The sequence below is a fragment of the Neorhizobium sp. LMR1-1-1.1 genome, from assembly GCF_040675795.1.
GTDB classification, from domain to species: Bacteria; Pseudomonadota; Alphaproteobacteria; order Rhizobiales; family Rhizobiaceae; genus Neorhizobium; species Neorhizobium cellulosilyticum.
On the sequence record NZ_JBEGHE010000038.1, the window covers coordinates 1 to 25691 of the forward strand.

Here is a 25691-nt window from a genome sequence, read left to right on the forward strand (position 1 = left end):
GTGAGCGCAGGTTCATCATGTCGTCGGTCATCGGTGGTGTCCCTCAGGTTGGCTCTAAGCAACCCGACCCTACCGGAAATCACCGATGGCTATGAAATCCAGCTACACCACTCCATGGGACACGATCAGATAAAGGGCAACCGAGCTCGGGTTTTCGAGATAAGATCGACCATAAACGAAGCTGATTTCGCCATTCATCACTGCAAGGCGACCGGCGACCACTGGATCGGGGCTTTCTGATCGCCACACCCATACGAACGCTTCTGTTGGCTGCGGCTTTTTAGAAGTCATTGTCGACCGCTGTCTGTTTTCGTGGACGCGCATACTTGGGTAGAAGCGTGAGGCGTTTTTGAAGGTCTTCGTTTCTGAACGTCATACCAGCAAGATCGTCGTCGAAAAGGCGAATGCCGAGAACGGTACATGCCTCAAAGGCAAGGCCCAGTTCCACCTTGGGATCTCCTTGTTCAAGCCGCTGAAGAGTTCCGCGTGTTATGCCGAGCCGCCCGGCAAGCTCCTGCGCCGTCATCGTGCGAGATTTACGTTCGAGCTGGATCATACTTCCCAGCACGCTAACCGCAGCAATCGTATATCGAGCATAGCTCTGTTTCTTCGTGGCCGGCATTGGTCGATCCATCAATCATATAGTGGCAATATGCGCTATGCATCGAGCTAATACAAACACTTTCGCAATGTTCACTAATCAAAGATGCATCAAACATATTCCCGCTATATGCGCCATGCATCGAACAACGCTTCCATTGAAGATGCTAGGGCGTCGTCGTGGCGGATTGCTCGCGAGATCCAGCCAACCCCCTCACGCCTTGACGGGATGTGAACCTCCGACCTGCTACGTTTTCTAATTTAACATTTAAAACAGTAGTATCCCGCTGATGAAAGCGACAACACCTCTGGCTTACAGCATCGGCAGCCTCTTCGGTTTTAGGCCGAGCGGGAAGGCCAAATCGATCCGATTGAGTTCGTCATCGGTCAGCGGTAGCGAGCCAACACCCGCATTCTCACTCGCATGTTGGGGAGTGGAAGCTTTTGGGATAGCGAATAAGGATCGGTGCCGTACCAAGTATCTAAGCGCCACCTGTCGCGCCGTGGCCCGGTGGTTTGCGGCAATCTCAGCCAGCACGCAGCCGCGCGGTGATCGCGCGTCCGGGAAGCTCCCGTGGCCGAATGGGCTGTAGGCAACTGTGGCTACGCCATGCGCCTCACACCACGGCAGCACGGCGTGCTCGATCGCGCGCTCCTCCAGATTATAGAGGACCTGGTTGCAAGCGATCAGACCCTGACCACCTGCTTTCCAGGCGTCCTCGAGGTCGGACACATCGAAATTGCTCACCCCCCACGATAGGATCTTGCCCTGCTCGCGAAGATGCTCGAACGCGGCGAACGTTTCCTCGAGCGGGTGTGGGCCGCGCCAGTGCAGAAGATAGAAGTCGACCCGATCGGTGCGCAGGCGCGTGAGCGACCGCTCGCAGGCCGCTACCGTGCCGGCGCGCGAGGCGTTGCTCGGCACGACTTTGGAGACAAGGAAAACATCATCCCGCCGGCCGGCGATTGCCTGGCCTACCACGACTTCGGCGCCGCCATACATCTCTGCAGTGTCGATATGGGTCATGCCAAGATCCAGACCGCGGCGCAGGGTTGATATGGCTGTCGGCCGGTGCGCGTCATCGATGTACCAGGTCCCTTGGCCGATCACCGGTACCTCGCGCGAGGCAAAACCAAACGGCCTTCGCTCAATGCCCTCCTGACTGGGCAAGGAGGGTCCGTCCGGCGCAGGACCACCCGCGGCGCTCATTCGGCACCTGCCTTCCGGGATTGGTCGCGTGTGCTAGAAAACAGGCTGATGACTTCCCGATTGAAGGCTGGGATGTCGTCGGGCTTGCGGCTCGTCACCAGTCCCTGATCAACAACGACTTCCTGATCCACCCACTCCGCGCCTGCGTTCTGGAGGTCGGTCCTCAGGGAAGGCCAAGACGTAAGGCGCCGCCCGCGAGCGGCTCCCGCTTCGATGATCGTCCAGGGCCCGTGGCAGATTGACGCGACCGGCTTGTCCGCGTCGAAGAACGCCTTCACGAAGGCAACCGCTTCTGGCAGCGTTCGGAGGTTATCGGGATTGATGACTCCGCCCGGCAATAGGAGCGCGTCGAACGCTTCTGGTCGGGCGCTTTCCAGAAGCACATCGACGGGAAAGGTTTCGCCCCAATCCGTGAAGTTCCAAGCCTTAACCTGGCCGTCCTTGGGCGATACGAGCCGTGTTTCGGCGCCCGCCTCATCTAGCGCTTTACTCGGATCGGTCATCTCGGCCTGTTCGAAGCCGTCCGTTACCAGGATTGCCACCGTAAGGCCATTGAGGGTTTGAGAGGCCATGTCGATCTCCTTTCAATAAATCGGCTATGTGACGTCCTCACGATCCGCGTCGAGGCGGCCCACTCGAGGTGAAACGCGGCCTTTCGAGGACAGAGCAACCGGGATGGGGGACCGGCGCATGCAACATCCGCAACCCGCAGGATGTGCCGCTTTAGCTGCGGGATAACTGCTCTCTTCGCGGCCGTTGGAGGCAGGCCCGCGCCGAGCCCTGTCCATGCTGGCGAGGGCCGGTGCGCTCAGGAAATCCCGCGTCGACGCGGCGCCGCAAGCCGGGCAGGCGCATGGTTCGCGGAACGCCGCCAGTGGCCGAAACGCCGTGAATGGTCCGCATGCGGGACAGCTATATTCGTACATCGGCATGGTATTCCTCGACGTTCGAGACGATGGAGCGACAGGGCGGCCGGCGGCCGCCCCGAGTGGATCGGCTGTCATGCGGCGGGCTTGAGGATGACCTTGGTCCAGCCGTCATCACGCGCATCGAAATGCTGATACGCGGCGGGCGCCTCATCCAGCGCCAGCTCGTGCGACACGATGAAAGAGGGTTTGGCGCGCCCGGCGAAGATCAGGTCGCGAAGTTGCCGGTTATAGGCTTTTACATTGCACTGACCCGTTCCGATCGTCTGCCCCTTGAACCAGCACAGACCATAGTCGAAGACGATCTCGCCCTGCTTGTAGAGAGGGTCCTGCGGTGCGGGATCTTGCGGGACAAAGACACCAACGACCCCGATGCCGCCGGTAAACTTTACTGACTTCACCAGGTCGTTCATCGTCATGTTGGGATGCTCCTGGCCCTCTGGATCATGGGCTTGATAGCCGACGCACTCGCAGCCCCTGTCGGCTCCGACGCCGTTCGTCAGTTCCAGTACCTGATCCACGGCAGAACCCTTGGAATCATCGATGGCAATGGCGCCAATTGATTCCGCCAGCCGCAGCCGATCGGGGTGACGATCAACGACCATGACGATACTAGCGCCTTTGATCATGGCAGAATGGGCAGCCATAAGGCCGACCGGCCCGGCTCCATAGATGACTATCGACTCGCCTGGGCAAAGTCCTGCCAGCTCGGTGCAGTGCCAGCCAGTGGGAAAAATGTCGGCCAACATCACATATTCATTCTGCTTGGCTTCTGCGACCGGCGGCAGCTTCAGGCAGTTATAGTCGCCGTACGGAACGCGTAGAAGATCGGCCTGGCCGCCACGGTACGGCCCCATGCCGGCAAAGCCGTAGGCGGCACCTGCCATGTTCGGGAAGACGCTCCGGTCCGCCGTGGTCAGGCAGAAGGCACTCAGACCGAGCTGTTGCATGTGGTTTCTCCTGTCGATTGCGTTTCTTCGCGGGGATGAAATGCGGATCGGGAAGGAGTGCTGCACCGAAGGGACCCCGTTGCGCTTGCGCAATGGGAAGGCGCGCACGGCCGAAGCGCAGCGGAGGACCTGAGGTCGGCTGAATTTTGATGCGCGAGGAGCCGCAGGCGGGGAAAATTCTGCCGGCATAAGGTTGCGGCAGGACACACGATCCGCATCATTCCCAATGTCGATGAAATGAGATCGACAGGAAAATTGCGGCAGCTCGACTTCGAAGACGACGGGTGATGGAAACCGCCTCAGAAAGGCGGTTCGCTTTCTGCGACACCGTCAAGCTCGGCGCTCGCGACAATCAGCTCTGCCTGAGCGATTTCGAGCTCGGCCTGGATCTGACGGCGCTCTGCACCATCGACAGCGTTACGCAGCTCAGCCCGCAGTTCTTCGATCTGGATTGCAAGTTCGTAGGTCATCTTCGTCTCCTGACGCTTGTGAAAGATGAGCGGCGGGTCCGAGAGGCGATGGCGGGGTCAAGGATCGCGCAAGCGACCGGCAGAGCCGGGGAGTGGGGGAGCCGATTTGCGTAGGCTGCGCGTCAGGGCAGGTGGAGCAAATTGGGGGCACCGCTCATCCTTGAGGCCGGCATTGCCACTTGGCACCATCGTGCATTCTGAGCAGCTACCCCACCTCTCCGTATGGCAGCAAAAAGCCCCTGAAACGCTCGATGCGGTTCAGGGGCTTGATCAAACGAGGCCTGTCATCTCAGCGGTGGCGACTGACCTCGGAGAAGGATTTGCGGCGCGCGATGAATTCGCGCAGGATCGGCAGGAAGAATGCCTTGCTGAAGCGACCGATCGGCGGCTCCGGTTCGAGATAGAAAGAGGCACCGACCAGGTCGCTGTTGTATTCGTCCATCATAATCCAGAGCTGACGGTCGGCATCGAGGCCGGCACGACGTTTTTCGATCGTTGGGATCTCGAAAGCGAAGCGGCCGCGTTCGGGCTGCTTGGTCGTGATCGGGAAGAACAGGACCAGATCGCCGCCGGCACGAGGAATGCGCACGCCCACCGCGACAGGGCGCTCCTTGCGACCCTCGGTCTCGCCCTTGCCGGCCTCCCGGGCCCAAAGATACGGATAACGAATGACGGCTGCGGTCTGGATGTCGTCGTAGACGCTCATCGCCCTACCTCGTCGTCATCGGCATATTGCGCGACAGCGCGCTCCACGTCGGCGAAAAGGGCGTCGGACATTGTGTCGATCGTGCCGACGGCCCGGGCATCGGCGCTCTTCATCAGTCGGTCGTAATCGTCGATGTTCAAAATGACGAGACGCGGCTTGCTCCGCTGGGTTAGGATCACGGGGTGACGCAGCGCGTCGGCGATGATGTCGCCGGATTTCCGGGATAGTTCGGTCGTCGTATAGGATCGGCTGGCCATATTTCGCTCCTTCGCGGTCATAGGCTGCACTATAGAGAGACTGCGGCTCGAAATCCAGCAATTACAGCAATGCTGTATTTGCTGTGTATACTGTATTTATGAAGGTAGAGGCCCCGCCGTGGGCGGAGCCTCGTGTCCGTCATCAGTCCCGGTTCGGCCGCGACCAGATGAGCTGGAGACCATCTTCGCCTTCGACCTCGGCGAGCGTCGCGTAGATCGGGGCCGGGAAGCTTGGATCGTCGAGCTTGACCGAGAGGTAGTCGCGGCCTTGCTCCGAGGTCTTCTGCCAGGCGGCGCCGAGCTCGACGCTGCCAGCGTAGACGCGGAACTGCGGGCCCTTGTCGGACGGGTTTTCGACGCGAGCGATGCGGGCCTTGACGTTGAGGGCGAGGGTACGGATGGAGCCGTTGAAGCCGTTTTCGGTGGAGGTGAAGGTGCCGATGGTAGCCATGTTCGAATTCCTTTCGCTGTTTCGGGCCGCTCCAGTGCGGCCTCGATGGCTGTCGACAAGACCGGGAGCGATTGGCCCGCACCCGAAGGGCGAAATGCAATGGCAGGCGTCGGATTGGGGATTTCTTGGAGGGAGAGGAGTGCGGATCGCCGCGCGGGGTAAGAAATCTCCAATCCACCGTTGCGGGAGGACAATCGAGGCGAAGCCGGTTTTCGGTCAGACATGCCTCATCGAGCCCGCCCTGGACCGGGCCTTTGTCGCGCGATGGAAGAAATTCAGCCATGGCGGCGTCGGACACACCGATTGCAACTGAAATGACAGCACGTGCATTGACTTTAAGTCACGGGGAAACAAATGCTTGCCCGCCTGACAGAGGAGAACACTGATGGCCGACGACACCACGATTGAGACAGCTGCCACGCCCGAAGCGCCGGCCACAGCCCCCGTTGAAAAGAAGACCCGCAAGCCGCGCGCGCCGAAGGTTGCCGCAGCTGACGCCAGCACCATCGACACCACGGCTGCATCTGCGGAAAAGCCGGCCAAGAAAACGCGGGCGAAGCGTGGCTCCAAGACTACCCCGGTCAAGGCTGACAAAGCTGCGGTCGAACCAAAGAAGGCCACCACCCGCGCGCCGCGCGCCAAGGCTGCAGCGACGGCCCCTGCCGCTTCGATCGAGGTGATTGACGATATCGCCGACTTGATCAAGTTGGAGGAAGAGAACAAACAGCTTCGCAAGGAGCTTTCCGAAAAGCTGCGCTCCGAGAATGCCGATCTGCGCAAACGCCTCGGCAAGTCCTGATATCCGACTTCCTGCGGCGTCTCGCATTATAGGTGAGGCGCCGCCGATCCTGCGATCGATCGCGCCGACAACGAACGCGATCGATATTGAAATGTCTGTGGCAATGATCGCCGACGCGCGCCAAGAAGATTGCGCCGGTCACAGAACCGGCGGCTCTTGAACACCAGGCCGATGAGGCTGGGCCTGCGCTTGCATCTGGCCCCAAATCGATCCTGGATGAAATGGCCGACCTCGATGCTGATGTCGCTGCTTTGCGGCACCAACTCGCAAAGAAACTGACCGAGAGATAATCGCGTCCTTGCTCGGAGGTCTTCTGCCAGGCGGCGCCGAGCTCGGCCGTTCCCGCATAGACGCGGAACTGCGGGCCTTTCTCCGAAGGATTTTCGACGCGTGCGATGCGAGCCTTGACGTTGAGGGCGAGGGTGCGGATCTGGCCGGTGAAGCCGTTTGCGGTAGAGGTGAAGGTGCCGATGGTAGCGGCTCGACAATGGCGATTGCATTCCTGCGCTGGTAGAAGTGTAAGTTGTCGACGTGCAACGTATGAAGAAGCGATTTCCTGAGGCTCACCAGAGAAGATTGATCTGGGTTTCTCCGCTCGACGCAACCCGAATGGTGGGCGAGCCGGGGCTGCAGGGTTTATTTCGGAAATTAGGATCTCACTCTGTCCGTTGATGAGGTCGTTGCTGCTAAATGTTGCCAGCGGCGCGCAAGTGGACATTAGGGACGGCGGACGGAAATGAAAATGATCGAAAAGGCCCTGGTTTACGCCACCAACCGGGGCGTCGCCTTAAGTTTGGCTATGGCACGGTGATCGACATCGGCCAGGTTTCAGGCGCTGATCGACATGGTGATATCTCGCCATGCCGCGATAGCGTGAGAGCGAAGCTTTCGATGATCTGTTGCGGTCAGATGTTTGCGGTGAAGAAGAAAGAGGTTGGCGATCTGGCCATGGGTGGAAATGAAACGCTGGCATTGCCGTGCCGACTTGAAGCGCATCATGCGCCGTTCGCGTCGTCGCAAAGGCAGGTGTGAATTCTCGGCTCGGTTGTTGAGACCCTTGTGTGAGCGATGCTCGATGCCAGGCATCAGCTCCGCCTTCGCGGCAGAGTAGGACCGCAATCTGTCCGTGACCATCACCCGCGGGGTGGCGCCCTGGCCTTTGAGCAGCTTTCGCATCAGCCGTACCGCTGCGCGCTTGTTCCTTCGGCTTTGCAGTAGCGCATCGAGGACATAGCCGTTGGCATCGACGGCGCGCCACAGCCAATATTTCTTTCTCTTGATCGTCACCAACATCTCATCAAGCTGCCACTTATCGGCAAAATGGCCTCGCGAGCGCCGGCGAAGTTGGTTGGCGAATTTGAGACCGAACTTCGCAGCCCATTCCGACACGGTCTGGAACGAGACGTCAATGCCGCGCTCGGCAAGCAGATCTTCGACGTCACGAAAGCTGAGCGGAAACCGGTAATAGAGCCAGACCGCATGGGCAATGATCTCGGCGGGGAAACGGTGGCGTCTAAAGTGAGCAGGCGAGATCTCGGTCATGGTCACTGAATACCAGCACGGTCACAACAAAGTCGTTAAGCCGACGCTACCCCCGGCGGGGATGGCGTTCTGTCGTTGAACGAACCGCATCGAGACGTAGCGGACGACACGTCGACGACAATTGGCGATTTGGAGGCGCTCCTTATTGCAGCAATGGATCCCAAGCCAAATCAGCAGAAGATGCGCTTCGATAAAGCGGAAAAGTGGGAACAGGTGAATTATTGTAAGCGGTGCTTTCTTCGCACATTGACGAAGCGCGGCGGGCCGTTCTGAATACTCCAACTGTGACTTTGACGACAGGCATGCGCTGAGTGGCAATTACGATTGTTAACCGCAACTATACGCCAAAGCGGACTCTGCTCCTGTTAGCTTAACCGGATCGATCCGTATCGTCCGGCTCTACCAAAAACCGCGCCTTTCGCCCTCGAAAATACGCGCGCACTAAAATAAAGCTCAGTTGAGTACCCTTTAATCCGGCTAGGATCAAAGCCAGCATTACTGGGTAAAATAGGTAAGGAGCATCAGCCGTTAGCAGGCTTCTTCCATGCTTTCCTGGCAACTCTCCCCTGACGGTGAAAGCTACGAAACAGCCGAGAAACGCGGTCCAGATGACAGCCGTCTGGATTTCGCGCATCAACTCAGCCATCGCGCCGCCTCAGCATGAGCATGCCTGCGGCAACCATCGCCCCGCCCCATGCAAGGAATGCCAGGTCCCAGATGACCCACTGGCTACGGGGGACCGTTTCGTTGACGTGATGGAGGCCTAGGACATGGTGGTCAACGACCCCTTCGACGAGGTTGAAGGCGCCGAACCCGATGAGCATTGTGGAGACGAGGCTGATGGTCGACCATCGGAAGTGGCTCGTGCGGCCGGAACGCCAGAGGATGAAGAGGCCCGCCAGGACCAAGAGGTACGTCCCGGAATGGAAGACGCCGTCCCAAAACGTGTTGAGTTCTAAGTTCTCGATCGTGCTGATGGGATACCAGGAGCTGAGCAGGTGATGCCATTGGAGGAGCTGGTGGAGAACGATGCCATCGAAGAAGCCTCCCAGCCCCACGCCAAGCAACATACCGGCGGACATGGGAAAACTTCGCGAGGGATAGTGACCTGGAGCCATCAGGTCAGAACCTTGGCTGCCGCCGCCGCGTTGATGAACGCGCTTCGTGCGAGGTCGGCGCTGCCATGGTGGGTCAATGCTTCAACGCAGTGTCGCTTGGCGACCTCGAACTCCGGGCGAGCGTTGGCGGGCCAGCGATGGAGAAGCGTCGACAGCGCGGCCTCGGGTCCGTCTATTCGTTCCGGCATGCCGTAGCCGACATGAACGAACACGGGTGAGCTCCACATCACGGTGAATTCGACGTCGATGACCTTCTCCATGCGCCATTTCCTCGTTGGGATCAGCCAACCTTTCCCGAGCCCACAAGTTCCCGACACGAGTGCTCTGTCCGCTATTGGACAGGCGGAGCGAGAAGAGAAACATCAGGCATGGGACACGGGAACCGAGCGCTTGGCCTCCATGGCCCTCGCCCCCGTCATGTCCTGTTCTTCTCAGGATGCGAAAAGGACGCCCTCGCCTTCGATGACGGGGTTCTTCGCCAGAACTTCAGCGATCTTCTCGATGGCAGGCCGGAAGTCGCTGACGATGCCACGGCTGCGTTTCAATAGCCCTTCGACTGATCGGAATGATGAATGAGCACTCCTTGCGCCCCTTGGAATTCGGGGCGGTGTTGCCCAGTTCAATGACCAACTGTGCGAGCTCCTTGTTCCGATAAGCGAACGGGAGTGTTCCGTCTCGAACAAGGATTGCCACCATGCCGCGTTGCGACACGCCCGACCTGCACATTACGTTCGACGAGACCGGCGCGCGGGACGGCCATCCCGTGCTTCTGCTACACGGATGGCCCGATGACGCCTCCACGTGGAAGGACATGTCGGTTCTGCTGCAGGAGCGGAAGCTCCGTCTCATAGCGCCCTATCTGCGAGGCTTCGGCGGAACGACATTTCGGGATCAGAGAACACTGCGGACAGCAAACGGGGCCGTTCTCGCGATGGACGCGATAGACCTCCTCGACCGCCTCGGCATCGACCGCTTCTCCGTTGTCGGCCACGACTGGGGATCGAACATCGCCGAAGCGCTCGCGATCGGCTGGCCGGACCGTGTCGCCCGAATTGCGCTCCTTTCCTCTCTGCCCCGGATGGGCGGACTAAAGACGCCGACGTTCCAACAGGCGCAGAGGTACTGGTACCACTGGTTCATGGCGACCAAGCGCGGCTCGGAGGCGATCGCAGCAGATCCTCACGGCTTCGCACGGATACAATGGGAGAACTGGGGCCCCGACGGTTGGTTCGACGAGGCGACCTTCGAGGCTGTCGCGCGGTCATTCGACAATCCGGACTGGGTGGCAATCACCCTTCATAGCTACCGGGTTCGATGGGGCGAGGCCGATCCAGAGCCGCAGAGTGCATGGCTCGAAGATCGTATCAAGGAAACAAGATCACTATCCCTGCCGAGCATCTATTTCCAGGGGGCGGAGGACGGCGTGAACCCGCCGGAGCTGTCCGAGAACCTGCACGAGAAGTTCTCAGGCCCCTTCGACAGGATCCTTCTCCAGAATGTCGGCCATTTTCCACAGAGGGAGGACCCTGAGACGGTCGCCCGAGAATTGGCCATCTTCCTACAGACCTAGAACTTTCCATGGGACTTCCCGCATGCAATTCGTCCCCTGGGCACCAGCCGGCGGCTATCGCTGGTGCTGACCGCGAAAACATTCTGCAAAGCCCGCCTCGGGACTCGGAACTCCAGACCGGAACTGTGGTTGGGGCCGAGAAGGAGATTATCCTATGACGAAGAACACTAACGGATCCAACGACCGCCCCAAGGACGAAACCATCGCTCAGACCGGCGGCGGAATACCGGACGATTCCGGCGCTCCTATCGAGGCCTCTGACGAAGAAATCGCTCGCGTTCGTGCGAACCTCGGCGGAGACGACCGGCAGGCCGAGAAGGAAGACCTCGAGAGGCAGCTCGAACGGCCGAAAGACGGTACGGCGTGATCGCCGGAAGACCTACATGAGCTATCTAATCGAAATTCTTCTTCCGCTAACCGCCGACGAAGGGCGCACGGTTCTCGAGCGAGTTCGGGACGAGCTCACGGAAGTGTTCGGCGGCGTTACGATGCATGTGAACGCTCCCGCGGAAGGCCTCTGGAAGAACGAGGGTGACGTCGATCGCGACAGGATCGTGGTCATCGAAGTGATGACGACGGAACTGAACAAGGAGTGGTGGGCCAACTTTAGGAGTGAACTGGAATTGCGACTGGACCAGGACGAAATCGTGATCAGGGCCGCTGCAGTCGAGCGGCTCTGAAGCGCATCATCTCGCAATTATGTAGCAAATGCCACCAACGACAGCTTTCGGCCCCCATTGCGGCAATTGACATCACTATCAGCTAGCAGGGTTTCTGATGGAGACGATGTTTTTTCAGGTAAGGTCCGACCAGAGAAGAGTCTTGGCGCGGAGGCCGCTTTGGGCCCAGTGCAAACTTTCCATAAGCCTTCTGACATCTTACCTGCATAGCGCAGGCAACCGCAAAGGACATCTGGAAGGCTCGATGGCGTCGCAATCAGAAGTTCACGCTTTACGGCCGTGTTTGAAAGCAAGGAGGCCGCATTCGCTTTCTCGCATCCTCATTGGGAACCCGAGCCCGGCGAACATGCCCTTGGGACTACCTGAAATCTCGCCTGCACGCCGCGGACGTGCTCGGAATTAAAGAGGATACCGCATCCGCCAACACATTCGTGCTGATCGACCAGACTGCATTCGGGAATACGAAATCTGACCTACGCTCGACCGCCAAGCTCAGCTACCGCGGATGTTATCCGAGCGTCGCATAGGGCCTTTCGAGGCTAGCCGAATGGCGCTTATGGCGCAAAGCCGCCGACGCCGCTTCGTTATCGATTAGCTCCATAACCCCGCATCATCGGGTTCAGCGGTGGCATCCTTCGCTATGCGTCGGGAGGCGGTGGCCCTGTAGATCGATCACCGCGATGAGAGGAGCCGGCTCCAGTTCTTGGCTTACGGAGCAAGGCATCCCTCGCAGATGCCGCACCCATCTTCGTCCATCATGGACTGCCGCCGTCCGCAGCAGAGGCATGCGACGCTGCCTCCGCAGCAATCCTCGGGCTCCGGCGGAAGGATTTCGATTTCGCAGGCTGTCATCGTTTCAACAAGTGCGTCTTCCATCTCGAGGCTCCAGGTTCGAGGACGGAATCAAAATGGGGATGGCAGCCGACGAATCAAGCGGTGCGCGGCTTCTGAAACCGCGCGAGCCGGAATGCGTTTCCACAGCAAAGGAGACCCTCCAATGCCTGGAACGTTCACCACTTACTTCGTGCTCGCCTTCGACCTCGATGACCGAAACCAGCCGGTCGGGGCATTTGAACCGCGCGTCGCCGCGAGCTTTGAAGCCGCCGTCGAGGAGGCCCGGAACCTCGCTGCACAGCATGCTGGCGCGGTTGCTTGGAGGAGAGACGGCGATCCGGTCGTCGGCGAGGAAGGCAAGATGAGAGCAAGACGCCCGGCGCCGGTTCGCTGCCGGACAAGGACGACGAGAGCGTCTCCCCCGGCAGCGGCTGAAATGGAAAAAAGGGCGCTCAACCCGATGGGGAGCGCCCGAACCCTCTCGGCTACGATTGCGGCGGAGACCGAAGTGGTTGACGGTAATGTCGACCGAGTCGCGGCAGTTAAGCAAGCGGCTCACGAACGGACGCAGAACGGACCTTGTCCGTATCGATTTCTTGCACAGGTTATCCACAACGCGTCCACAGGCTAAGCTTCTAATTCCGCGGCAGTTTGCGCTCCCACGTGAAGTTCGAGACGAGGCTTTGCTGCAACTCGGCGGAGAACTTTCATACTCCTGATATCGTGGTGTGCCCGGTAGGCGTATGGTGCCCATCTCCTCGAGCGCCAGGCGGCGGATCGCTCGGAGTAGTCGGGAAGCGACCGGCGGACCTCAATGGTCGCTTCCCGAGGAATCACGTCTGCTTAAGTCGTCGGCTTCAAGACAGTGAGTCGGCAGTTGTGCTCATCCAGGCACGGTGACGTTCCTCATCCTGGTGCGCCTTCATGAAGAACGCCTTCGACTCCGGGATCGCGTCCTCGTGGCGCGAAGCGCACTGGTAGGCCGTGACTGTGTCGTCTTCGTTCGATTTCATGGCCTTGAGAATTGCGGAGTCGCCCATGAGGTCGGCCAATGCGATCTTGCCCGTCGTCAGCATCTGCTTCATGTCGCCTTCGGTCGGCGCTTCGATGCCGAGCTCCCGAGCCATCTCGGTCAACGTGGCGACGTGCTCAAGGTGGTCCTGCTTGAACTCTGCGATCTTCGCGCTCAGCGTCTTGTCGTCAAGCCGTTCGATACAGGAATCGTATGCCGCGATGGCATCGTGCTCGAGATAAAGGAGATCTTTCACAAGCTTCTCGATGCTGCCTTCGTTGCCGACCATCGTAACCATAACATTATCCTTTTCGTTGGTTGGTGATGTCCCGCAATGAAGAACGCAGCGGAGATGTTCCGCGACGCAGGACGTGCGTACCGTAGCGGACGGCGGGCGACTGATTCCGAACTAGCGGCCCAGGCTAGACCGCGCATGGAGCATGGGGCTCCGCTATAGATCGACCACAACGCTTACCAGTGCGGTGCGGCGGCAGCCGGTGCCGGAACATAAAAAGCCTTTGAGCGTTCATCCGGCCGTTGAGACCGTCCTTCTTGATCAGCAGCTTCGATAATCCAATATCAGTAAGCGATCGTATTACTCCCCAACAGCGGTTGCTGGTCGCCGGACGCTATGGCAGACAGCATGCCCACCCGAGAAAGCAGGATGTCCGCGATTGAGTTATGATAGGTCCAAAGTCGATCTGAGCAATTGCGATCGGGAACCCATCCATATTCCGGGCAGCATCCAGCCTCACGGAGCAATGATCGTCCTGAACGAGCAAGGGATGGTTTCGTTCGTCTCGAAGAATATCGACGAGTTTCTGGGCGATACCAATCGCGATTATGTCGGAGCGGAGCTTGCCGATCTGGTCGGTACGACAGTCGCCCATGACATAGCCAACGCCGTCGCTCGGGCTGGTGCGGGCCAGATCGCAGGCGTCGTGCTTAAGGCGAAGCTCTCGGAAGGCGCGAGCGTCGCCGACATCACCGCCCACAGATACGATGGCCGCACGTTTCTCGAGCTCGAGCGGCCGGCCTCTCCGGAGGACACGGAAGTCGCCCTCCATCTGACGCAATCGTTGATCCGACGGGTGGACGGCTACCGGGAGTTCGACCCGCTGTTCAAATCGGTCGCGCGACTCGTCCGCGCGATGCTCGGCTACGACCGCGTGATGGTCTACCGGTTCCTGCACAACGGGGCCGGTCGGGTGGTCGCGGAGGCGAAAGACCCTTCTCTGGGTAGCTTTCTGGGCCAGCACTTCCCGGTATCCGACATCCCGGTGCAGGCACGCAAGCTATACGTCAAAAACTGGGTCCGCGTGATTGGCGACGCATCGTTCGTCCCAGTACCGCTGCTCCCGAAGATCGCCGAAGGCGATCAGCCGGTCGACCTCTCGTTCGCCCATCTTCGAAGCGTCTCGCCCATTCACTGCGAATACTTGCGAAACATGGGCGTCGCCGCATCTATGTCGATCTCGATCGTCGTGGACGGCCAGCTCTGGGGCCTGATCGCCTGTCATCACAACACGCCGAAATGGCTTTCCATACCGCTGCGCGTGGCGACCGAACTGTTCGCACAGTACTTCTCGCTCCATGTGGCCGCCATCGAGCATCGCGAACAGCAGGCGTCCGCCGCGGCGACGCGCGGTCGTCTCGATGCGATCATCGCAGGCGTCGATCCCGCCGACCCGGTCGAGGTCACGCTTCGCAGAAGACTTCGAGAATTCTCTTCTCTGATTGCCAGCGACGGGGCGGGCCTATGGTCGCGCGGAGAGTGGGCGTCGTACGGGGTTTCTCCGTCGGAGACGGCGATACCGCCTCTGATGGAACTCATCGGCAAGAAGGCGGGCCGGAACATCTGGGACACGCAGGACCTCCAGTCCGAGACCGGTGAGGCCGAAGAGTACGGCACGCGCATCGCAGGGGTGCTCGCGATTCCGATCTCAGTCTCTTCGCCGGATTTCCTGGTATTTTTCCGAAGCGAGGAGGCACACCAGGTCGAGTGGGCCGGAGAACCAAGGAAGACTGAGGAACTCACCGAGAATGGCGTCAGGCTGTCGCCGCGCGGCAGCTTCGATACCTGGAGGGAAGACGTCAGGCACAAGTCGCTCCCGTGGTCGAAGGCCGACGTCGTGGTGGCCGACTCCATCAGGGGATATGTCCGTGACGTGATGCTGTCGCACAACGACGCCACAGAGGAGCAGCGCGAGCGAACCGAGAACCAGCGGAAGCTGTTGAATTCGGAGCTGAACCACCGCGTGAAGAACATCCTTGCGCTGGTGAAGTCGATTGCAACCCAGACCGGGGCGAACTCCCAGTCGGTCGAGGAATACGCCAAGTCGTTCGAAGGGAGGCTGCGGGCCCTCTCGTTCGCTCATGACCAGTCCTTCGGCGGCCGCGACGGCGGCGAACTCAAGGGCCTCATCGAGGCCGAGGCCGGTATGCATCGGTTTGCAAAACTGCCGGATCGCATCCAGATTTCGGGAGATCACATCGGCCTGACCGAACGGGCGTTCGGCGTCTTCGCTCTGCTTCTGCACGAGATGATGACCAACGCCGCGAAGTACGGCAGCCTTTCCGTTCCGTCCGGAAAGCTGGAGATATCCTGGACGATCGCCGGAAATGGCGACTGCCATCTCTACTGGAAGGAAAGCGGCGGCCCGGAAGTGGTCGTGCCGACACGGCGGGGCTTCGGTTCGAATTTGATCGAGACAACGGTTTCGCATGATCTCGGCGGAACCATCGACATTGACTTCGCCCCTGCCGGCCTTAAGGCGAGAATCATGATCCCCGGCGAGCACCTGCGCGAGGTCGTGGACTTCCAGGCCGGCAGCCCTGCCATCGCGGAAGCCGCGTCCAAGCCGTTGGACCGAATGAGCGTCCTGCTCGTCGAGGATCAGTCGCTGATCGCGATGGACACCGAGGAACTGCTGAGATCGATCGGCGCCGAAGAGGTTTCGATCGCGGCCAATGTCGCCACCGCCTTGAAAATCCTTTCGGAGGAATCGCCCGACTGTGCGGTTCTCGATCTCAATCTTGGATCTTCTACATCCGAGGACGTCGCGAAGGAGCTTGAGAAGCGTGGCATTCCATACATCTTCGCGACAGGCTACCGCGACGGCGTCCATATCCCGGCAGACTTCTCAACTGTTCCCGTGGTTCGAAAGCCCGTATCGCAGGCTGCCTTGGCGAGTGTGTTTGGGACAACGCTCGGCATCGTGCCGACCGGCCCGGACTCCTAAAGTATCCCCAATCTTGCCAAGTGTCGCGGCCGCCTTACCTACGGGGCGACCTAGAAACGGAAAAGCCTATGCTTAGAAAGCCCGACCTCGACGCCCCCTTCCGCTTTCTTGGCCATGCCGGTGAGGTTGCCAACATCATCCGGCATCACGACTGGGCGTCCACTCCGTTGGGTCCAGTCGAAACCTGGCCGCCATCGCTGAAATCGAGCACCGCCCTTCTCCTGCAGTCGCCGGTTCCGATAGTCATGCTCTGGGGCGAAGAGGGCGTGATGATTTACAACGACGCATACTCGGTCTTCGCGGGACACCGTCACCCCGCGCTGTTCGGCTCCAACGTGCGCGAAGGCTGGGCGGAGATCGCCGACTTCAACGACAATGTCATGAAAGTCGGCCTTTCGGGTCGAACGCTTGCCTATCGCGATCAGGAGCTGACCCTGCACCGCAAGGGGTATCCGGAGCAGGTGTGGATGGATCTCGACTATTCGCCGGTCCCTGACGAAGAGGGCAAGCCTGCAGGAGTGATCGCCATCGTCGTCGAGACGACTGAACGAGTTCTGGCGGAGCGGCGGAACCGGGAGGAGTTTCAGCGACTTCAAAGCCTGTTCGAGCAGGCGCCGACATTCATGGCGATGCTAAGCGGCAAGGATCATCGGTTCGAGCTCGTCAATCCAGAATACCGGGAGCTGATCGGCGGCCGGGACGTCGTCGGAAAGCCGATCGCGGAAGCACTGCCAGAGTTGGCAGGACAAGGAAATTTCGAACTACTGGACGAGGTCTTCGCCACGGGCCAGACGGTCAAGCGATTCTCAGAACGCGTCTATCTCCAGCGAGTATTCGGCGCGGACCGAGAGGAACGCTTTGTCGACTATGTTTATCAGCCGATTCGGGACGAGACCGGAACCGTCACCCATATTTTCGTCCAAGGTTCGGACGTGACGGAACGGGTGCGAGCGGAGCATCGTCAGAGGCTTCTCATCAACGAGCTGAACCACAGGGTCAAGAATACACTTGCCTCCATTCAGTCGATCGTCTCGCAGACTTTACGCGGCGTACATACCAAGGAGGAAGCATCCGCAGCGATCACCGCGCGGATCCTTGCTATGTCCAGAGCACATAACGTCCTCACGGAAGAGAACTGGGACGGCGCCGATCTGCTGACGATGGTAGAGAGCGCCATGGACGCGTTCCGTATCGAGGGGCGCGAGGCGATCAGGATCTCCGGGCCGAACATTCGCGTCGGGCCTCATGCGGCCATGTCGATCGCACTCGCACTTCACGAGCTCGGCACCAATGCCGCCAAGCACGGCGCACTCTCGAGTGCGACCGGTACAGTTGATCTCCGATGGCAGGTAGACGAAAACGAGAAGTTCGAGCTTGTATGGTCCGAAGCGGGTGGCCCGAAGATCGTCGAAGGTGAACGCAAGGGCTTTGGCTCGCGACTGACCCTACAGGTCCTACCCCGCGAACTCCGCGGAACTGCAGAGTTGGTTCAACGTTCGTCCGGTATCGTATTCAAGTTGACGACCTCCCTCCAGGCGATAAGCGACAAGCCGGCGGCCGGGGGAGTTTGAATGAAGCGGATACTGATCGTCGAGGACGAGATGCTTGTCGCCATGCTGATCGAAGACGCGGTCATCGATATGGGACATGAAGTCGTCGGTCCGGCGATGAGACTTGAGACAGCGCTCGATACCGTAGCGACCGAAACTTTTGACTTCGCGATCCTGGACATCAATCTCGCAGGCAACCTGTCCTTCCCGGTCGCCGACCGCCTGGTCGAACTGGGCATTCCCTTCGTGTTCGCAAGCGGCTACGGCGCCGCGGGTCTGGCGGAACGCTATCGGAATGCGCCGGTGGTGCAGAAGCCGTTCGCCCCGCAGCAGCTAGAGGCGCTGCTGCAGAGCCTCTTGTGAACTACGCGACGTGATGTGAGACCGTTGCTAGATCGGCGGACATAACGCCGACAAGCTTCGCGCTGCAGGCGCAGCTAGGAGGTTGAAGGTGCATGGGCTTCGCGACTGGTCCGCCGCCGTTCCCTGGCTTTCGCAGAACTCCTTGCGGCCCGCAGCTCTTCGATCGTCGGCTGCCACCATCCCCGCAGCCGTTCGTATTGTCCCGGTTCCGCCCGAGCCGGCCAGGTATCGACGAGTTCTTCCAGCGTCGCGGAACGCCAACCCGCCCAGACATGTTCGTCGTCGGCGTCCGGATGATGCTCGGCAATTTCCGAAGGATCGACGAGCTCGCCCGTGATCTCGGTCATGACGACGATCCCAAACGCGCTCGTCGCGACAGGACGTCCCAGCGGCGGGAGATCGTCGCTGGGAACAGGCAGGCGCTTCTTCCTGCGCTCGGATGTCCTGCGCTTCGCCTTCGCTTCCTCCTCGGTTCCCTTGCGAGCCTCTGCCCGTTTTCGGCGTTCTTCCGGCTCCGCCCGCTTCGCCGCCTCTTCGATGGCTTCCCACCGATGCTGGAGATCGTCGTATGATGCGTACGGCACCTCCCAGACCTTGTCGTCGCCGTTCCAGCGGGCAAATGGTATCTGCCGGAGTTCGTCGACGACCGTCCGCGAGAAAGGGGTCTTGATGCGGAAGCCGCGATCAAAGACCTGCAAATATGGACTGAGAATGGGTTCGAACTCGTAGGCGTCGCGGCCCCGTTCCTCTTCGTAGGGGGGTCTTCGATCCACCTCGGAGGCGAGCCACCTGTCGATGCGCTTTCGAGCGGTCTTGCCGGGGACCGTCCAGGCTTGGAGCGCGTCCGACCACCGGGCATTCGGAAAGGTCTCGCGGAAGCGCGCGACGGTCATCCGGTCGAATGCGAAGGATACCCTCTCCTGCGGGGGGTCGGTGTCGTTGGTCTCTTCGTGGTTGTCTTCGGTCATGACAGGAAAACGGTCAGGTGATCGTCGGGTTTCGCCTACAGGAGCGATTTCTGCAGGAAGGATAACGCCCTATGCGCGCCGGCGCTGGAAATCGTATGTCCGACGCCTGGCTCGACATCGAGCTCAACGTGGAAGCCCGCGACTCCAAGCTGCGCGGCAGCCAGCGTCGAGGCAGCGGCCGGGATCGTCGTGTCGGACTGACCGTGCACGAGAAGGATCTTCGTCTCCTTGCTGGCCGGCGATATCGGCTGCGGCGGAAGAAGCCCTGCGAATGAAACGAGCGCGCCGACCTTCCAGCGACCGGACGCGACCGCGTCGAGAGCAACGATGGCACCCTGCGAGACGCCAACGAAGGCAATCCTACCGTGGGCGTCGGCGAACCCTTCGCGACGGACGACGTCGTTGACCAGTCCGTCGAACGCTTTCCGGGCCGCAATGACCTTTGCCGGATCCAGCGGGTTGCCTTCCGTTGAGAACCATTGGTGTCCGTAGCGATGATGCATGGGCGCGTCGGGGGCAGCGAACCGCGTGTTCGGGAGACCAGCGCGCCAGGAGGAGGCCAGCGGCATGAGCTGCGCGCCGGACGCGCCAATACCGTGCAGAAAGATGACGAGGTGGTCGTGGGATGACATGACGATCCTGAAGGTTTCGAAAAGGCCCGACGGCGCTCGACCTCAAGGAAGGGAGCGGCCGTCTCACCCTGCGCGCAAGCCGTCACGCAGACGCCGGCGGATGCCGCTGCGGATGCTTGCTCGATGATGGGGTGGCTCACCCTAGATGGGGAGGCAGACCTGCCTGCACAAGGAGTTCGCCAAAGCCATAGGCTACTGGACAAGAAGCCTCAACCTGTTGAAGGGCCAGCCCGATCCTCCCTGCGCGAAGAGAAGAACGAGCGACTTAGGAAGCTGATGCTTGCGGCCGCAAACTCATCATCAGAATGAGCCATGGAACTCGTTCGTAACAGACACGTTTCTCGGATCGATCGGAGTACGGCATGGATCAGACCAATTTTAAAACCTCTGCGATCGGCGCGGAGAAACGCCAGGGCGCACGTCTGCGCGACGCCCGCCTTTCGAAGAACTACAGCCTAGAGGATCTGGCGATCGCCACCGGGCTTACCGAGGCCGAGATTTCGGCGATCGAAGACGGTACATCTGACAACGCCCATCACGCGGAGCGCATCGAGCACTCCCTTTCCTAATTTCAGCAGGAGGATACATGACGAAGATCACCTATCATCTCGCCGAGCACGACGGAGGTTTCGCGTATCGGCTGGGCGACGTATGGTCGGAGTCCTTTGCCGATCATGACGCCGCGCTTGCTGCGGCAAGATCCGCTGCGGAGCGACAACATCTCGAGGGCCGCGACGCCGAGATATCGTTCCAGCTTACCGACGGGCGCTGGCAGACCGAACACGCCTCTGGCGGAGATCGACCCGAGACGGACGTCGTCGATGATGCAGCCGAGAGGTCGGCATGACGACGCTCGTTGGCTCCTGCTCTTGCGGTGATGTGAAGGTGGCAGTGCGTGGCAAGCCGTTGCGGACCGGAATCTGCCATTGCACGGACTGTCGTCAAGAAAGCGGATCGGCTTTCACGTTCTTTGCCGTATGGCCTTCGAGTGCGTTCGAAACGAAGGGCGACACAAGCGAATTTCGCGGGCGATCTTTCTGCCCGAAGTGCGGATCGCGGCTGTTTTCGGTTAACGAACACGAGGCCGAGATCAAGCTCGGTATCCTTTCCGACGCTCCGACGTCGTTACAGCCGGCCTACGAGCTTTGGGTAAAGCGCCGAGAACCTTGGCTGGCTCCCATCGGCGGGGCCGAGCAGTTCGACGAAGACTGCACATGACGAGTCGACCGAGCCTTTGACAGGTGGCGGCGCCGTTGCAGGCCGCCCTCCGAGAAGCTATTAAATGCGTCCACATAATGAACATGGGGGAATTCCAGTGGCCAACGGCACCGTAAAATTTTTCAATCAGGACAAGGGTTTCGGGTTCATCACGCCGGACGACGGCGGACAGGACGTGTTCGTTCATGTGAGCGCAGTCCAAGGTTTGACGCTACTGCGCGACGGCCAGAAGGTGTCCTACGAGGTAGGCCAGGATCGAAAGACTGGAAAGTCGAAGGCTGAAAACGTACGCGGCGCCTGACGATTTCCGGTGTTTCCATGATGATCAGGGAAGCGACTAGCGACGACGTGACCGCGATGAGCGCGATGCTCGAAAAGCTGGTCGCGGCAGGTAGGCGGACGATGCCAGCCGATACCCACTACGTGCGGGATCGCTACGTCAGCAATCCGCTCGGCATACGCTGCACCGTTGCGGAAGACGAGAACGGCAACATCATGGGATTCCAGTCCCTCATCCGCGCGGTCGAGGGAAATCCGTACGGCACGCCGTCGGGCTGGGGGATCATCGGCACCCATGTCTCCCCCGACGCCGCGCGAACCGGAGTCGGCACCAGGCTGTTCGCAGCAAGCGAGCGGGCCGCCCTCGACGCCGGGCTGACGAACATCGAAGCATTCATCGGTAAAGACAACACAGTCGCACAGGCCTACTACGAGCGGATGGGCTTCGATACCTATCGGCACACGGAAACTGCGGTGTGCAAAGTCTGGACGCGACCCGAACGCTGAAGAAGAGCGACTGTCGCTCGGGCGGCTAGTGCAGTGCCGGACCGACGGGGTACTCGGGGTGCCTCATGTGGAAAGTCGTAATCAAGCCGATGGCGCGACCAGCCACGTCCTCGGCGAGTACAGTCTCCGTGTTCGCGAGATCTGCTGCGACCGAAAGCAAGGCCGTGCCGACTGACCGCATCACCATGCCGAGGGCGTCGTCGCCTTCGTCATCGGCCCAAATGGCGTTTCTCTCGAGCGTGACGGCAAGCCGTTCGAGTACGGCCTGCCGCTCCGCGGGTGGAAGTTCGTTGAACGCCGGACCGATCTGCATCAGTGCTTCGCGTGGTGGTCACCGCGATCGCCTTCGCCGCGCTTCGCCTCCGTCGTGGACTTATGGCGTTTGTCGGCCGAGAGCGACCGGCCGACATCCGTCGACTCCTTGAACTGGTCCTTCTCGTCGCGGCGCACGTAGCGCTTGTCAGTCCCGGTGTCGATAAGTTCGCGTTTTGACATGTTGCTCTCCTTCTCTGGAGAACCTGAAACGCACGGGATTCCAAAATGTTGCGCGGCGTTATTTTCCAGATGGAGCCATCAAGCGAGGCAGCGTCGACTGGGGTTCGGGTTCTGGATGAGCACTATGTCTCTCATCCAGGGTGAATCAACAACTGAGCAAGGAGTCGTAAGCCATTGAAAAATGATTCGTTTCGAGTCGGAACGAATCACTTCGACAGATCTTGATTCGCCAGTATCGATTCGGGAGTAACGAGTATGGCGAGCGGACACAGGGCCCAGTGGAAGGGCTTCATCAAGTTCGGGGAAGTCTCTTGCGGAGCGGCGCTCTATACGGCCGCCAGTACCTCGGACAGGATCACATTCAACACGATCAACAAGGCCACCGGCAACCGCGTCAACCGCGTCTTCATCGACGGTGAGACCGAAGGGCCTGTGCCGAAGGAACAGCAGACCAAAGGATTTGAGATCGAGAACGGCCAGTACATCATCATTGATCCAGACGAGGTTGCCGCCACCATCCCGGAATCGAACAAGACCCTTGAGATCGAAGCGTTTATTCCCTGCTCTGATGTCGATGACGTCTACTTCGACAAGCCCTATTACCTGACACCGGACAAAATGAGCGTCGACGCCTTTGTCGCGCTCCGCGACGGAATGCGGAAGTCAAAAGTCGCGGCGATCGCAAGGACCGTTCTGTTCCGACGCATGCGCACCGTCCTCATCCGGCCGCATGGCAAAGGTCTCATCGCCACAACCTTGAACTATGACTATGAAGTCCGCTCGTCGAAGAAGGCGTTCGAGGAAATGCCGAAACTGAAGATCGAGGGCGAGATGCTGGATCTCGCCAAACATATCATCAGCACCAAGAAGGGCGACTTCGATCCAGCCATATTCGACGATCGATATGAAGCAGCCCTGGCCGAGCTGGTGAAGGCGAAGATGGAAGGCAGATCCCTGCCGAAGCCAAAGAAGGTCGAGGTATCGAAACCGAACGATCTGCTTGCCGCCCTGCGCGAAAGCGCTGGCATGCTGAAGGCCACCGGGGAGAAACCGAAACGCACCGCCGCCAATGCCAACGCTGGCACCGGTCGGCAGCGCGCCGCGCGCGGAGCGGCTGCGAAGGCCGCCTCCTCCAAGGCTGCTCCGCAGCGCAAGGCGGGCTAGGAGATCGGTCATGGCGCGTCCCTACTGGAAAGGCTACCTGAAGCTTTCGCTCGTAACATGCCCTGTCAACATGACTCCGGCGACGTCGGAATCGGAGAAGGTTCGGTTTCACACGCTCAACAAGGAGACCGGCAACCGGGTCGTCTCGCAGTACATCGACTCCGTGACTGGCAAACCCGTGAAAGACGGTAACGAGGCCAAGGGCTACGCCCGTGGCGAAAACGACTATGTGATCCTGACGGATGACGACCTCGACCGGGTGGCGCTCGACACCGTCAAAACCATCGACATCGAAAAGTTCGCTCCGGCGGAATCGATCGAATGGGTCTACCTAGAGAAGCCGCACTACCTCATGCCGGACGACGCCGTCGGAAATGAGGCGTTCGCGGTCATCCGGGATGCGATGAAGGCCGACAAAGTGGTCGGCATATCGAAACTCGTCGTCGGCCGACGCGAGAAGGCGGTCGTCCTCGAACCGCGTGACGAAGGCATCGTCCTGTGGTCCCTGCGGTTCGGCGACGAGGTTCGGCCCGAGGAGGCATACTTCGAGGACATCGACGACGAGGCCGATCCCGATCTCGTGCCGCTCGTTCAGCAGCTCATCAAGCAGAAAACGAAGCGTTGGTCACCCGACATGGTCAGTGATCCGATTCAGGAAAGCCTTCTGAAGCTGATCGAGGAGAAGAAGAAGGCCCTCAAGCCGAAAAAGCGGACCGCAAAGGCAAAGGACGCCCCGGCCCCGGCCTCAAACGTCATCAATATCATGGACGCCTTGCGCAAGAGCGTCGCCGACGAACTCAAGAGCAGGAAGGCTGGATGATGTCGAACGACGGCGAAATCCAGCTCTGTGAACCGGCACCATTCCTGTACTTTGAGAACGGTCAGATGGCTGTGACCGATGGCGCGTCCGTCTGGCTTGTGATCGTCACCTGCGAAGCCATCAAGGCCACGGCATCCCCGCCGGAAATGTCGCTTCGACGACTCGTTCGTTTTGCTGAGTATTATCGCGACCTGGCCGCAGCCGCGATCCGCCGGGGTGAAGACATCGACGGCAAGGTCTGGGTGACGGAGGCGATGGTCCTCTCTTCGCGACGGACACTTGGGGTGCACAGCGAAATGATCTCATCGGGACGCCGTCCGCCGCGCGGAGTACGGCAGGAGCCGGCCGATGCCAGCCACGGTGCATGAATACAAACGATATCGTATCGCGATCTACAGCCCGAGTTCGCATTTCGCCGTGATCACCGCGCCGGGAAGCAACCGAGTAATTGACCTCCAGGAGAAGCAGCCTCGCTCGACGGTAGTCGAGGGGCCGCTTGTTTGCCTTGATCGAGCCGAGGCGTCGATAGATGCTCTAATCGAAGGGGAGAGGTCAGCGGTGACGACCTCCGAGTGACCCATGTGACGGCATGAGGCTCCACAACGAGCATATCACGGCGACAGACATTCCTCGCAGATCTCGTAACAGTCTTCGTCGATTAGCACGGGCCGTCCGCAACAGGCGCATGGGGCGTCGCCGGATCAGCCGAACAGGTCTCGGGCGGCAGGATCTCAATGTCAGCGCCTGCGAAGAGGCGTTGGGTGTCTTCGTCCATCTCGATGCTCCAGGTCGAGGGTCCCGACTCGAGATAATTACGCGGGCGGCAATCTCAAGAGCCGCGCCTTGATGAGTGCGTCTTCGAAGTTCTCTAATGTCAACGCCGCGAACTTGAAACGAACACAATCAGTGGCTATCTACAGTGCACAGGCGTCGCTGATGAGTATTCCAAGGGATGTTCGCGATAGCCGAAGTCGCTTTCTGCTTTTGGCCACGGATGTACTGGCACTGGTATGAGGAGCGACATTAGAAGGTCGGTGCGGATTCGCCCCGGCCTTTTTTGTTGCGCTAGCATTCTACGCCCGGCGGACCTACCGATTTCCTTGGTTATTGGAACAAAGATTTCCCTACAAGCTCAACCCAGGCGACTGACCAAGCTGCCTTCGGAAAGCTGCACCCGTGCACATACAGCTGTGCTTTGTTGAGGATCGTGTCCCAGGGAGTGGTGTAGCTTAGACGGCCACGGCTCATCCCAGAGGGCCGGATGAGTGTCAGCTTGCTGCTGGCAGGCTGATGAGTGGATCATCGCTCATCGTAGCGATTGTCTCAAG

At 59.9% G+C, this 25691-nt stretch carries 35 protein-coding genes and 1 pseudogene; 17 read left to right on the forward strand and 19 right to left on the reverse strand.

Annotated features, from left to right (window positions below; genetic code table 11):
- A partial coding sequence (locus MRBLMR1_RS22615) for a hypothetical protein (RefSeq protein ID WP_500066353.1) occupies positions 1 to 240 on the forward strand: 240 nt, incomplete at its 5' end.
- 40 nt (positions 241 to 280) lie between these two features.
- Here the strand turns inward: MRBLMR1_RS22615 and MRBLMR1_RS22620 are convergent.
- From MRBLMR1_RS22620 to MRBLMR1_RS22660, 9 genes are all read right to left on the reverse strand, one after another.
- On the reverse strand, positions 281 to 622 hold the full coding sequence (locus tag MRBLMR1_RS22620; RefSeq protein WP_183688308.1) for a helix-turn-helix transcriptional regulator: 342 nt from the start codon (positions 620 to 622) through the stop codon (positions 281 to 283).
- Positions 623 to 913: 291 nt separating this feature from the next.
- A complete protein-coding gene (locus MRBLMR1_RS22625; RefSeq protein WP_500066391.1) occupies positions 914 to 1753 on the reverse strand; it encodes an aldo/keto reductase in 840 nt (279 codons plus the stop codon).
- 53 nt (positions 1754 to 1806) lie between these two features.
- Entirely contained in the window at positions 1807 to 2382 is a 576-nt protein-coding gene (locus tag MRBLMR1_RS22630; protein ID WP_500066355.1) for a type 1 glutamine amidotransferase domain-containing protein, read from the reverse strand.
- 24 nt (positions 2383 to 2406) lie between these two features.
- Positions 2407 to 2814 (reverse strand): FmdB family zinc ribbon protein, encoded by a 408-nt coding sequence (locus tag MRBLMR1_RS22635; RefSeq protein ID WP_500066357.1) that lies wholly within the window; start codon positions 2812 to 2814, stop codon positions 2407 to 2409.
- Positions 2811 to 3686: a zinc-binding dehydrogenase gene (locus tag MRBLMR1_RS22640; protein WP_500066359.1), complete on the reverse strand. Its 876-nt coding sequence runs from the start codon at positions 3684 to 3686 to the stop codon at positions 2811 to 2813. The genes MRBLMR1_RS22635 and MRBLMR1_RS22640 overlap by 4 nt, the downstream gene beginning before the upstream one ends.
- A gap of 299 nt (positions 3687 to 3985) precedes the next feature.
- Positions 3986 to 4156, reverse strand: a complete 171-nt coding sequence (locus tag MRBLMR1_RS22645) for a hypothetical protein (protein WP_183688310.1) — start codon at positions 4154 to 4156, stop codon at positions 3986 to 3988.
- Positions 4157 to 4445: 289 nt separating this feature from the next.
- Entirely contained in the window at positions 4446 to 4862 is a 417-nt protein-coding gene (locus MRBLMR1_RS22650; RefSeq protein WP_500066361.1) for a hypothetical protein, read from the reverse strand.
- A complete protein-coding gene (locus MRBLMR1_RS22655; protein ID WP_183688312.1) occupies positions 4859 to 5119 on the reverse strand; it encodes a type II toxin-antitoxin system prevent-host-death family antitoxin in 261 nt (86 codons plus the stop codon). Before MRBLMR1_RS22655 ends, MRBLMR1_RS22650 begins: the two co-directional genes overlap by 4 nt.
- Before the next feature lie 142 nt (positions 5120 to 5261).
- Positions 5262 to 5570, reverse strand: coding sequence for a DUF736 domain-containing protein (locus tag MRBLMR1_RS22660; protein ID WP_133037238.1), 309 nt, complete (start codon positions 5568 to 5570; stop codon positions 5262 to 5264).
- A 385-nt stretch (positions 5571 to 5955) separates the two neighbouring features.
- Here MRBLMR1_RS22660 and MRBLMR1_RS22665 point away from each other — a divergent pair, with 385 nt between their 5' ends.
- Entirely contained in the window at positions 5956 to 6369 is a 414-nt protein-coding gene (locus MRBLMR1_RS22665) for a transcriptional regulator (protein ID WP_183688314.1), read from the forward strand.
- Positions 6370 to 6646: 277 nt separating this feature from the next.
- On the opposite strand, the pseudogene MRBLMR1_RS22670 reads toward MRBLMR1_RS22665, so the two are convergent.
- The 5 genes and pseudogenes from MRBLMR1_RS22670 to MRBLMR1_RS22690 form a co-directional block, all read right to left on the reverse strand.
- Positions 6647 to 6841: pseudogene (locus MRBLMR1_RS22670) on the reverse strand (DUF736 domain-containing protein); the annotation flags it as partial.
- Between the two features lie 356 nt (positions 6842 to 7197).
- The gene (locus MRBLMR1_RS22675) at positions 7198 to 7911 is read right to left on the reverse strand and encodes an IS6 family transposase (protein ID WP_500066364.1); all 714 of its coding nucleotides are present in this window, start codon (positions 7909 to 7911) and stop codon (positions 7198 to 7200) included.
- 370 nt (positions 7912 to 8281) lie between these two features.
- A complete protein-coding gene (locus MRBLMR1_RS22680; protein ID WP_500066366.1) occupies positions 8282 to 8557 on the reverse strand; it encodes a hypothetical protein in 276 nt (91 codons plus the stop codon).
- Positions 8550 to 8993: a DUF2243 domain-containing protein gene (locus tag MRBLMR1_RS22685; RefSeq protein WP_500066368.1), complete on the reverse strand. Its 444-nt coding sequence runs from the start codon at positions 8991 to 8993 to the stop codon at positions 8550 to 8552. The genes MRBLMR1_RS22680 and MRBLMR1_RS22685 overlap by 8 nt, the downstream gene beginning before the upstream one ends.
- A 35-nt stretch (positions 8994 to 9028) precedes the next feature.
- Positions 9029 to 9289, reverse strand: coding sequence for a DUF982 domain-containing protein (locus tag MRBLMR1_RS22690; RefSeq protein WP_500066370.1), 261 nt, complete (start codon positions 9287 to 9289; stop codon positions 9029 to 9031).
- A 434-nt stretch (positions 9290 to 9723) separates the two neighbouring features.
- Here MRBLMR1_RS22690 and MRBLMR1_RS22695 point away from each other — a divergent pair, with 434 nt between their 5' ends.
- The 4 genes from MRBLMR1_RS22695 (at position 9724) to MRBLMR1_RS22710 (ending at position 12744) form a co-directional block, all read left to right on the forward strand.
- On the forward strand, positions 9724 to 10599 hold the full coding sequence (locus MRBLMR1_RS22695) for an alpha/beta fold hydrolase (protein ID WP_500066372.1): 876 nt from the start codon (positions 9724 to 9726) through the stop codon (positions 10597 to 10599).
- Between the two features lie 154 nt (positions 10600 to 10753).
- Positions 10754 to 10966 carry a hypothetical protein gene (locus MRBLMR1_RS22700; protein ID WP_183688324.1) on the forward strand — a complete coding sequence of 71 codons (213 nt, stop codon included), beginning with the start codon at positions 10754 to 10756 and terminating at the stop codon, positions 10964 to 10966.
- 16 nt (positions 10967 to 10982) lie between these two features.
- Positions 10983 to 11279, forward strand: a complete 297-nt coding sequence (locus MRBLMR1_RS22705; protein WP_183688326.1) for a hypothetical protein — start codon at positions 10983 to 10985, stop codon at positions 11277 to 11279.
- Between the two features lie 997 nt (positions 11280 to 12276).
- Positions 12277 to 12744 (forward strand): hypothetical protein, encoded by a 468-nt coding sequence (locus MRBLMR1_RS22710; RefSeq protein ID WP_500066374.1) that lies wholly within the window; start codon positions 12277 to 12279, stop codon positions 12742 to 12744.
- 226 nt (positions 12745 to 12970) lie between these two features.
- Here the strand turns inward: MRBLMR1_RS22710 and MRBLMR1_RS22715 are convergent, their stop codons facing one another.
- Positions 12971 to 13423: a DUF2383 domain-containing protein gene (locus tag MRBLMR1_RS22715; RefSeq protein ID WP_500066376.1), complete on the reverse strand. Its 453-nt coding sequence runs from the start codon at positions 13421 to 13423 to the stop codon at positions 12971 to 12973.
- 376 nt (positions 13424 to 13799) lie between these two features.
- On the opposite strand from MRBLMR1_RS22715, the gene MRBLMR1_RS22720 reads away from it, so the two are divergent.
- From MRBLMR1_RS22720 to MRBLMR1_RS22730, 3 genes are all read left to right on the forward strand, one after another.
- Entirely contained in the window at positions 13800 to 16367 is a 2568-nt protein-coding gene (locus MRBLMR1_RS22720; protein WP_500066378.1) for an HWE histidine kinase domain-containing protein, read from the forward strand.
- Between the two features lie 68 nt (positions 16368 to 16435).
- Positions 16436 to 17938, forward strand: a complete 1503-nt coding sequence (locus MRBLMR1_RS22725) for an HWE histidine kinase domain-containing protein (protein ID WP_183688336.1) — start codon at positions 16436 to 16438, stop codon at positions 17936 to 17938.
- Complete coding sequence (locus MRBLMR1_RS22730) at positions 17939 to 18280, forward strand: response regulator (RefSeq protein ID WP_183688338.1); 342 nt, start codon at positions 17939 to 17941, stop codon at positions 18278 to 18280.
- Between the two features lie 74 nt (positions 18281 to 18354).
- Here MRBLMR1_RS22730 and MRBLMR1_RS22735 read toward each other — a convergent pair whose 3' ends face one another.
- Together MRBLMR1_RS22735 and MRBLMR1_RS22740 are read right to left on the reverse strand one after the other, a co-directional pair.
- Entirely contained in the window at positions 18355 to 19248 is an 894-nt protein-coding gene (locus MRBLMR1_RS22735; protein WP_183688340.1) for a hypothetical protein, read from the reverse strand.
- A gap of 35 nt (positions 19249 to 19283) precedes the next feature.
- Positions 19284 to 19880, reverse strand: a complete 597-nt coding sequence (locus MRBLMR1_RS22740; RefSeq protein ID WP_183688342.1) for a prolyl oligopeptidase family serine peptidase — start codon at positions 19878 to 19880, stop codon at positions 19284 to 19286.
- Positions 19881 to 20242: 362 nt separating this feature from the next.
- Between MRBLMR1_RS22740 and MRBLMR1_RS22745 the strand changes: the two genes are divergently transcribed.
- The 5 genes from MRBLMR1_RS22745 to MRBLMR1_RS22765 all read left to right on the forward strand — a co-directional run bounded on the left by MRBLMR1_RS22745 (position 20243) and on the right by MRBLMR1_RS22765 (position 21884).
- Positions 20243 to 20449 (forward strand): helix-turn-helix domain-containing protein, encoded by a 207-nt coding sequence (locus MRBLMR1_RS22745; protein ID WP_183688344.1) that lies wholly within the window; start codon positions 20243 to 20245, stop codon positions 20447 to 20449.
- A 17-nt stretch (positions 20450 to 20466) separates the two neighbouring features.
- Positions 20467 to 20727 carry a hypothetical protein gene (locus MRBLMR1_RS22750; RefSeq protein WP_183688346.1) on the forward strand — a complete coding sequence of 87 codons (261 nt, stop codon included), beginning with the start codon at positions 20467 to 20469 and terminating at the stop codon, positions 20725 to 20727.
- Positions 20724 to 21098, forward strand: coding sequence for a GFA family protein (locus MRBLMR1_RS22755; RefSeq protein ID WP_183688348.1), 375 nt, complete (start codon positions 20724 to 20726; stop codon positions 21096 to 21098). Before MRBLMR1_RS22750 ends, MRBLMR1_RS22755 begins: the two co-directional genes overlap by 4 nt.
- A 97-nt stretch (positions 21099 to 21195) precedes the next feature.
- Positions 21196 to 21399 carry a cold-shock protein gene (locus MRBLMR1_RS22760; RefSeq protein WP_500066382.1) on the forward strand — a complete coding sequence of 68 codons (204 nt, stop codon included), beginning with the start codon at positions 21196 to 21198 and terminating at the stop codon, positions 21397 to 21399.
- A 17-nt stretch (positions 21400 to 21416) separates the two neighbouring features.
- Positions 21417 to 21884, forward strand: coding sequence for a GNAT family N-acetyltransferase (locus MRBLMR1_RS22765; RefSeq protein ID WP_500066384.1), 468 nt, complete (start codon positions 21417 to 21419; stop codon positions 21882 to 21884).
- 25 nt (positions 21885 to 21909) lie between these two features.
- Here the strand turns inward: MRBLMR1_RS22765 and MRBLMR1_RS22770 are convergent, their stop codons facing one another.
- Together MRBLMR1_RS22770 and MRBLMR1_RS22775 are read right to left on the reverse strand one after the other, a co-directional pair.
- Entirely contained in the window at positions 21910 to 22197 is a 288-nt protein-coding gene (locus MRBLMR1_RS22770; RefSeq protein WP_500066386.1) for a hypothetical protein, read from the reverse strand.
- Positions 22197 to 22379 (reverse strand): hypothetical protein, encoded by a 183-nt coding sequence (locus MRBLMR1_RS22775; protein ID WP_183688353.1) that lies wholly within the window; start codon positions 22377 to 22379, stop codon positions 22197 to 22199. Before MRBLMR1_RS22775 ends, MRBLMR1_RS22770 begins: the two co-directional genes overlap by 1 nt.
- A gap of 255 nt (positions 22380 to 22634) precedes the next feature.
- Between MRBLMR1_RS22775 and ku (MRBLMR1_RS22780) the strand changes: the two genes are divergently transcribed.
- The 3 genes from ku (MRBLMR1_RS22780) to MRBLMR1_RS22790 are packed head-to-tail and all read left to right on the forward strand — an operon-like array spanning position 22635 to position 24731.
- Complete coding sequence (ku, locus tag MRBLMR1_RS22780; protein WP_183688355.1) at positions 22635 to 23543, forward strand: non-homologous end joining protein Ku; 909 nt, start codon at positions 22635 to 22637, stop codon at positions 23541 to 23543.
- A 10-nt stretch (positions 23544 to 23553) separates the two neighbouring features.
- On the forward strand, positions 23554 to 24363 hold the full coding sequence (ku, locus tag MRBLMR1_RS22785) for a non-homologous end joining protein Ku (RefSeq protein ID WP_183688357.1): 810 nt from the start codon (positions 23554 to 23556) through the stop codon (positions 24361 to 24363).
- Positions 24360 to 24731 (forward strand): hypothetical protein, encoded by a 372-nt coding sequence (locus MRBLMR1_RS22790; RefSeq protein WP_500066389.1) that lies wholly within the window; start codon positions 24360 to 24362, stop codon positions 24729 to 24731. The genes ku (MRBLMR1_RS22785) and MRBLMR1_RS22790 overlap by 4 nt, the downstream gene beginning before the upstream one ends.
- Positions 24732 to 25691: the final 960 nt, after the last annotated feature.

Excerpts from the sequence above, each read along its gene's own strand:
- MRBLMR1_RS22685 (WP_500066368.1), bottom strand. The coding sequence starts at position 8,993 with ATGTCCGCCGGTATGTTGCTTGGCGTGGGGCTGGGAGGCTTCTTCGAT.
- MRBLMR1_RS22775 (WP_183688353.1), bottom strand. The coding sequence starts at position 22,379 with ATGTCAAAACGCGAACTTATCGACACCGGGACTGACAAGCGCTACGTG.
- MRBLMR1_RS22750 (WP_183688346.1), top strand. The coding sequence starts at position 20,467 with ATGACGAAGATCACCTATCATCTCGCCGAGCACGACGGAGGTTTCGCG.
- MRBLMR1_RS22745 (WP_183688344.1), top strand. The coding sequence starts at position 20,243 with ATGGATCAGACCAATTTTAAAACCTCTGCGATCGGCGCGGAGAAACGC.
- MRBLMR1_RS22710 (WP_500066374.1), top strand. The coding sequence starts at position 12,277 with ATGCCTGGAACGTTCACCACTTACTTCGTGCTCGCCTTCGACCTCGAT.
- MRBLMR1_RS22660 (WP_133037238.1), bottom strand. The coding sequence starts at position 5,570 with ATGGCTACCATCGGCACCTTCACCTCCACCGAAAACGGCTTCAACGGC.
- MRBLMR1_RS22680 (WP_500066366.1), bottom strand. The coding sequence starts at position 8,557 with ATGGCTGAGTTGATGCGCGAAATCCAGACGGCTGTCATCTGGACCGCG.
- MRBLMR1_RS22690 (WP_500066370.1), bottom strand. The coding sequence starts at position 9,289 with ATGGAGAAGGTCATCGACGTCGAATTCACCGTGATGTGGAGCTCACCC.
- MRBLMR1_RS22635 (WP_500066357.1), bottom strand. The coding sequence starts at position 2,814 with ATGACAGCCGATCCACTCGGGGCGGCCGCCGGCCGCCCTGTCGCTCCA.
- MRBLMR1_RS22735 (WP_183688340.1), bottom strand. The coding sequence starts at position 19,248 with ATGACCGAAGACAACCACGAAGAGACCAACGACACCGACCCCCCGCAG.
- MRBLMR1_RS22705 (WP_183688326.1), top strand. The coding sequence starts at position 10,983 with ATGAGCTATCTAATCGAAATTCTTCTTCCGCTAACCGCCGACGAAGGG.
- MRBLMR1_RS22765 (WP_500066384.1), top strand. The coding sequence starts at position 21,417 with ATGATGATCAGGGAAGCGACTAGCGACGACGTGACCGCGATGAGCGCG.
- MRBLMR1_RS22665 (WP_183688314.1), top strand. The coding sequence starts at position 5,956 with ATGGCCGACGACACCACGATTGAGACAGCTGCCACGCCCGAAGCGCCG.
- MRBLMR1_RS22675 (WP_500066364.1), bottom strand. The coding sequence starts at position 7,911 with ATGACCGAGATCTCGCCTGCTCACTTTAGACGCCACCGTTTCCCCGCC.
- MRBLMR1_RS22650 (WP_500066361.1), bottom strand. The coding sequence starts at position 4,862 with ATGAGCGTCTACGACGACATCCAGACCGCAGCCGTCATTCGTTATCCG.
- MRBLMR1_RS22700 (WP_183688324.1), top strand. The coding sequence starts at position 10,754 with ATGACGAAGAACACTAACGGATCCAACGACCGCCCCAAGGACGAAACC.
- MRBLMR1_RS22730 (WP_183688338.1), top strand. The coding sequence starts at position 17,939 with ATGAAGCGGATACTGATCGTCGAGGACGAGATGCTTGTCGCCATGCTG.
- MRBLMR1_RS22655 (WP_183688312.1), bottom strand. The coding sequence starts at position 5,119 with ATGGCCAGCCGATCCTATACGACGACCGAACTATCCCGGAAATCCGGC.
- MRBLMR1_RS22715 (WP_500066376.1), bottom strand. The coding sequence starts at position 13,423 with ATGGTTACGATGGTCGGCAACGAAGGCAGCATCGAGAAGCTTGTGAAA.
- MRBLMR1_RS22755 (WP_183688348.1), top strand. The coding sequence starts at position 20,724 with ATGACGACGCTCGTTGGCTCCTGCTCTTGCGGTGATGTGAAGGTGGCA.
- MRBLMR1_RS22740 (WP_183688342.1), bottom strand. The coding sequence starts at position 19,880 with ATGTCATCCCACGACCACCTCGTCATCTTTCTGCACGGTATTGGCGCG.
- MRBLMR1_RS22725 (WP_183688336.1), top strand. The coding sequence starts at position 16,436 with ATGCTTAGAAAGCCCGACCTCGACGCCCCCTTCCGCTTTCTTGGCCAT.
- MRBLMR1_RS22770 (WP_500066386.1), bottom strand. The coding sequence starts at position 22,197 with ATGCAGATCGGTCCGGCGTTCAACGAACTTCCACCCGCGGAGCGGCAG.
- ku (WP_183688357.1), top strand. The coding sequence starts at position 23,554 with ATGGCGCGTCCCTACTGGAAAGGCTACCTGAAGCTTTCGCTCGTAACA.
- MRBLMR1_RS22790 (WP_500066389.1), top strand. The coding sequence starts at position 24,360 with ATGATGTCGAACGACGGCGAAATCCAGCTCTGTGAACCGGCACCATTC.
- MRBLMR1_RS22695 (WP_500066372.1), top strand. The coding sequence starts at position 9,724 with ATGCCGCGTTGCGACACGCCCGACCTGCACATTACGTTCGACGAGACC.
- MRBLMR1_RS22640 (WP_500066359.1), bottom strand. The coding sequence starts at position 3,686 with ATGCAACAGCTCGGTCTGAGTGCCTTCTGCCTGACCACGGCGGACCGG.
- ku (WP_183688355.1), top strand. The coding sequence starts at position 22,635 with ATGGCGAGCGGACACAGGGCCCAGTGGAAGGGCTTCATCAAGTTCGGG.
- MRBLMR1_RS22620 (WP_183688308.1), bottom strand. The coding sequence starts at position 622 with ATGCCGGCCACGAAGAAACAGAGCTATGCTCGATATACGATTGCTGCG.
- MRBLMR1_RS22645 (WP_183688310.1), bottom strand. The coding sequence starts at position 4,156 with ATGACCTACGAACTTGCAATCCAGATCGAAGAACTGCGGGCTGAGCTG.
- MRBLMR1_RS22630 (WP_500066355.1), bottom strand. The coding sequence starts at position 2,382 with ATGGCCTCTCAAACCCTCAATGGCCTTACGGTGGCAATCCTGGTAACG.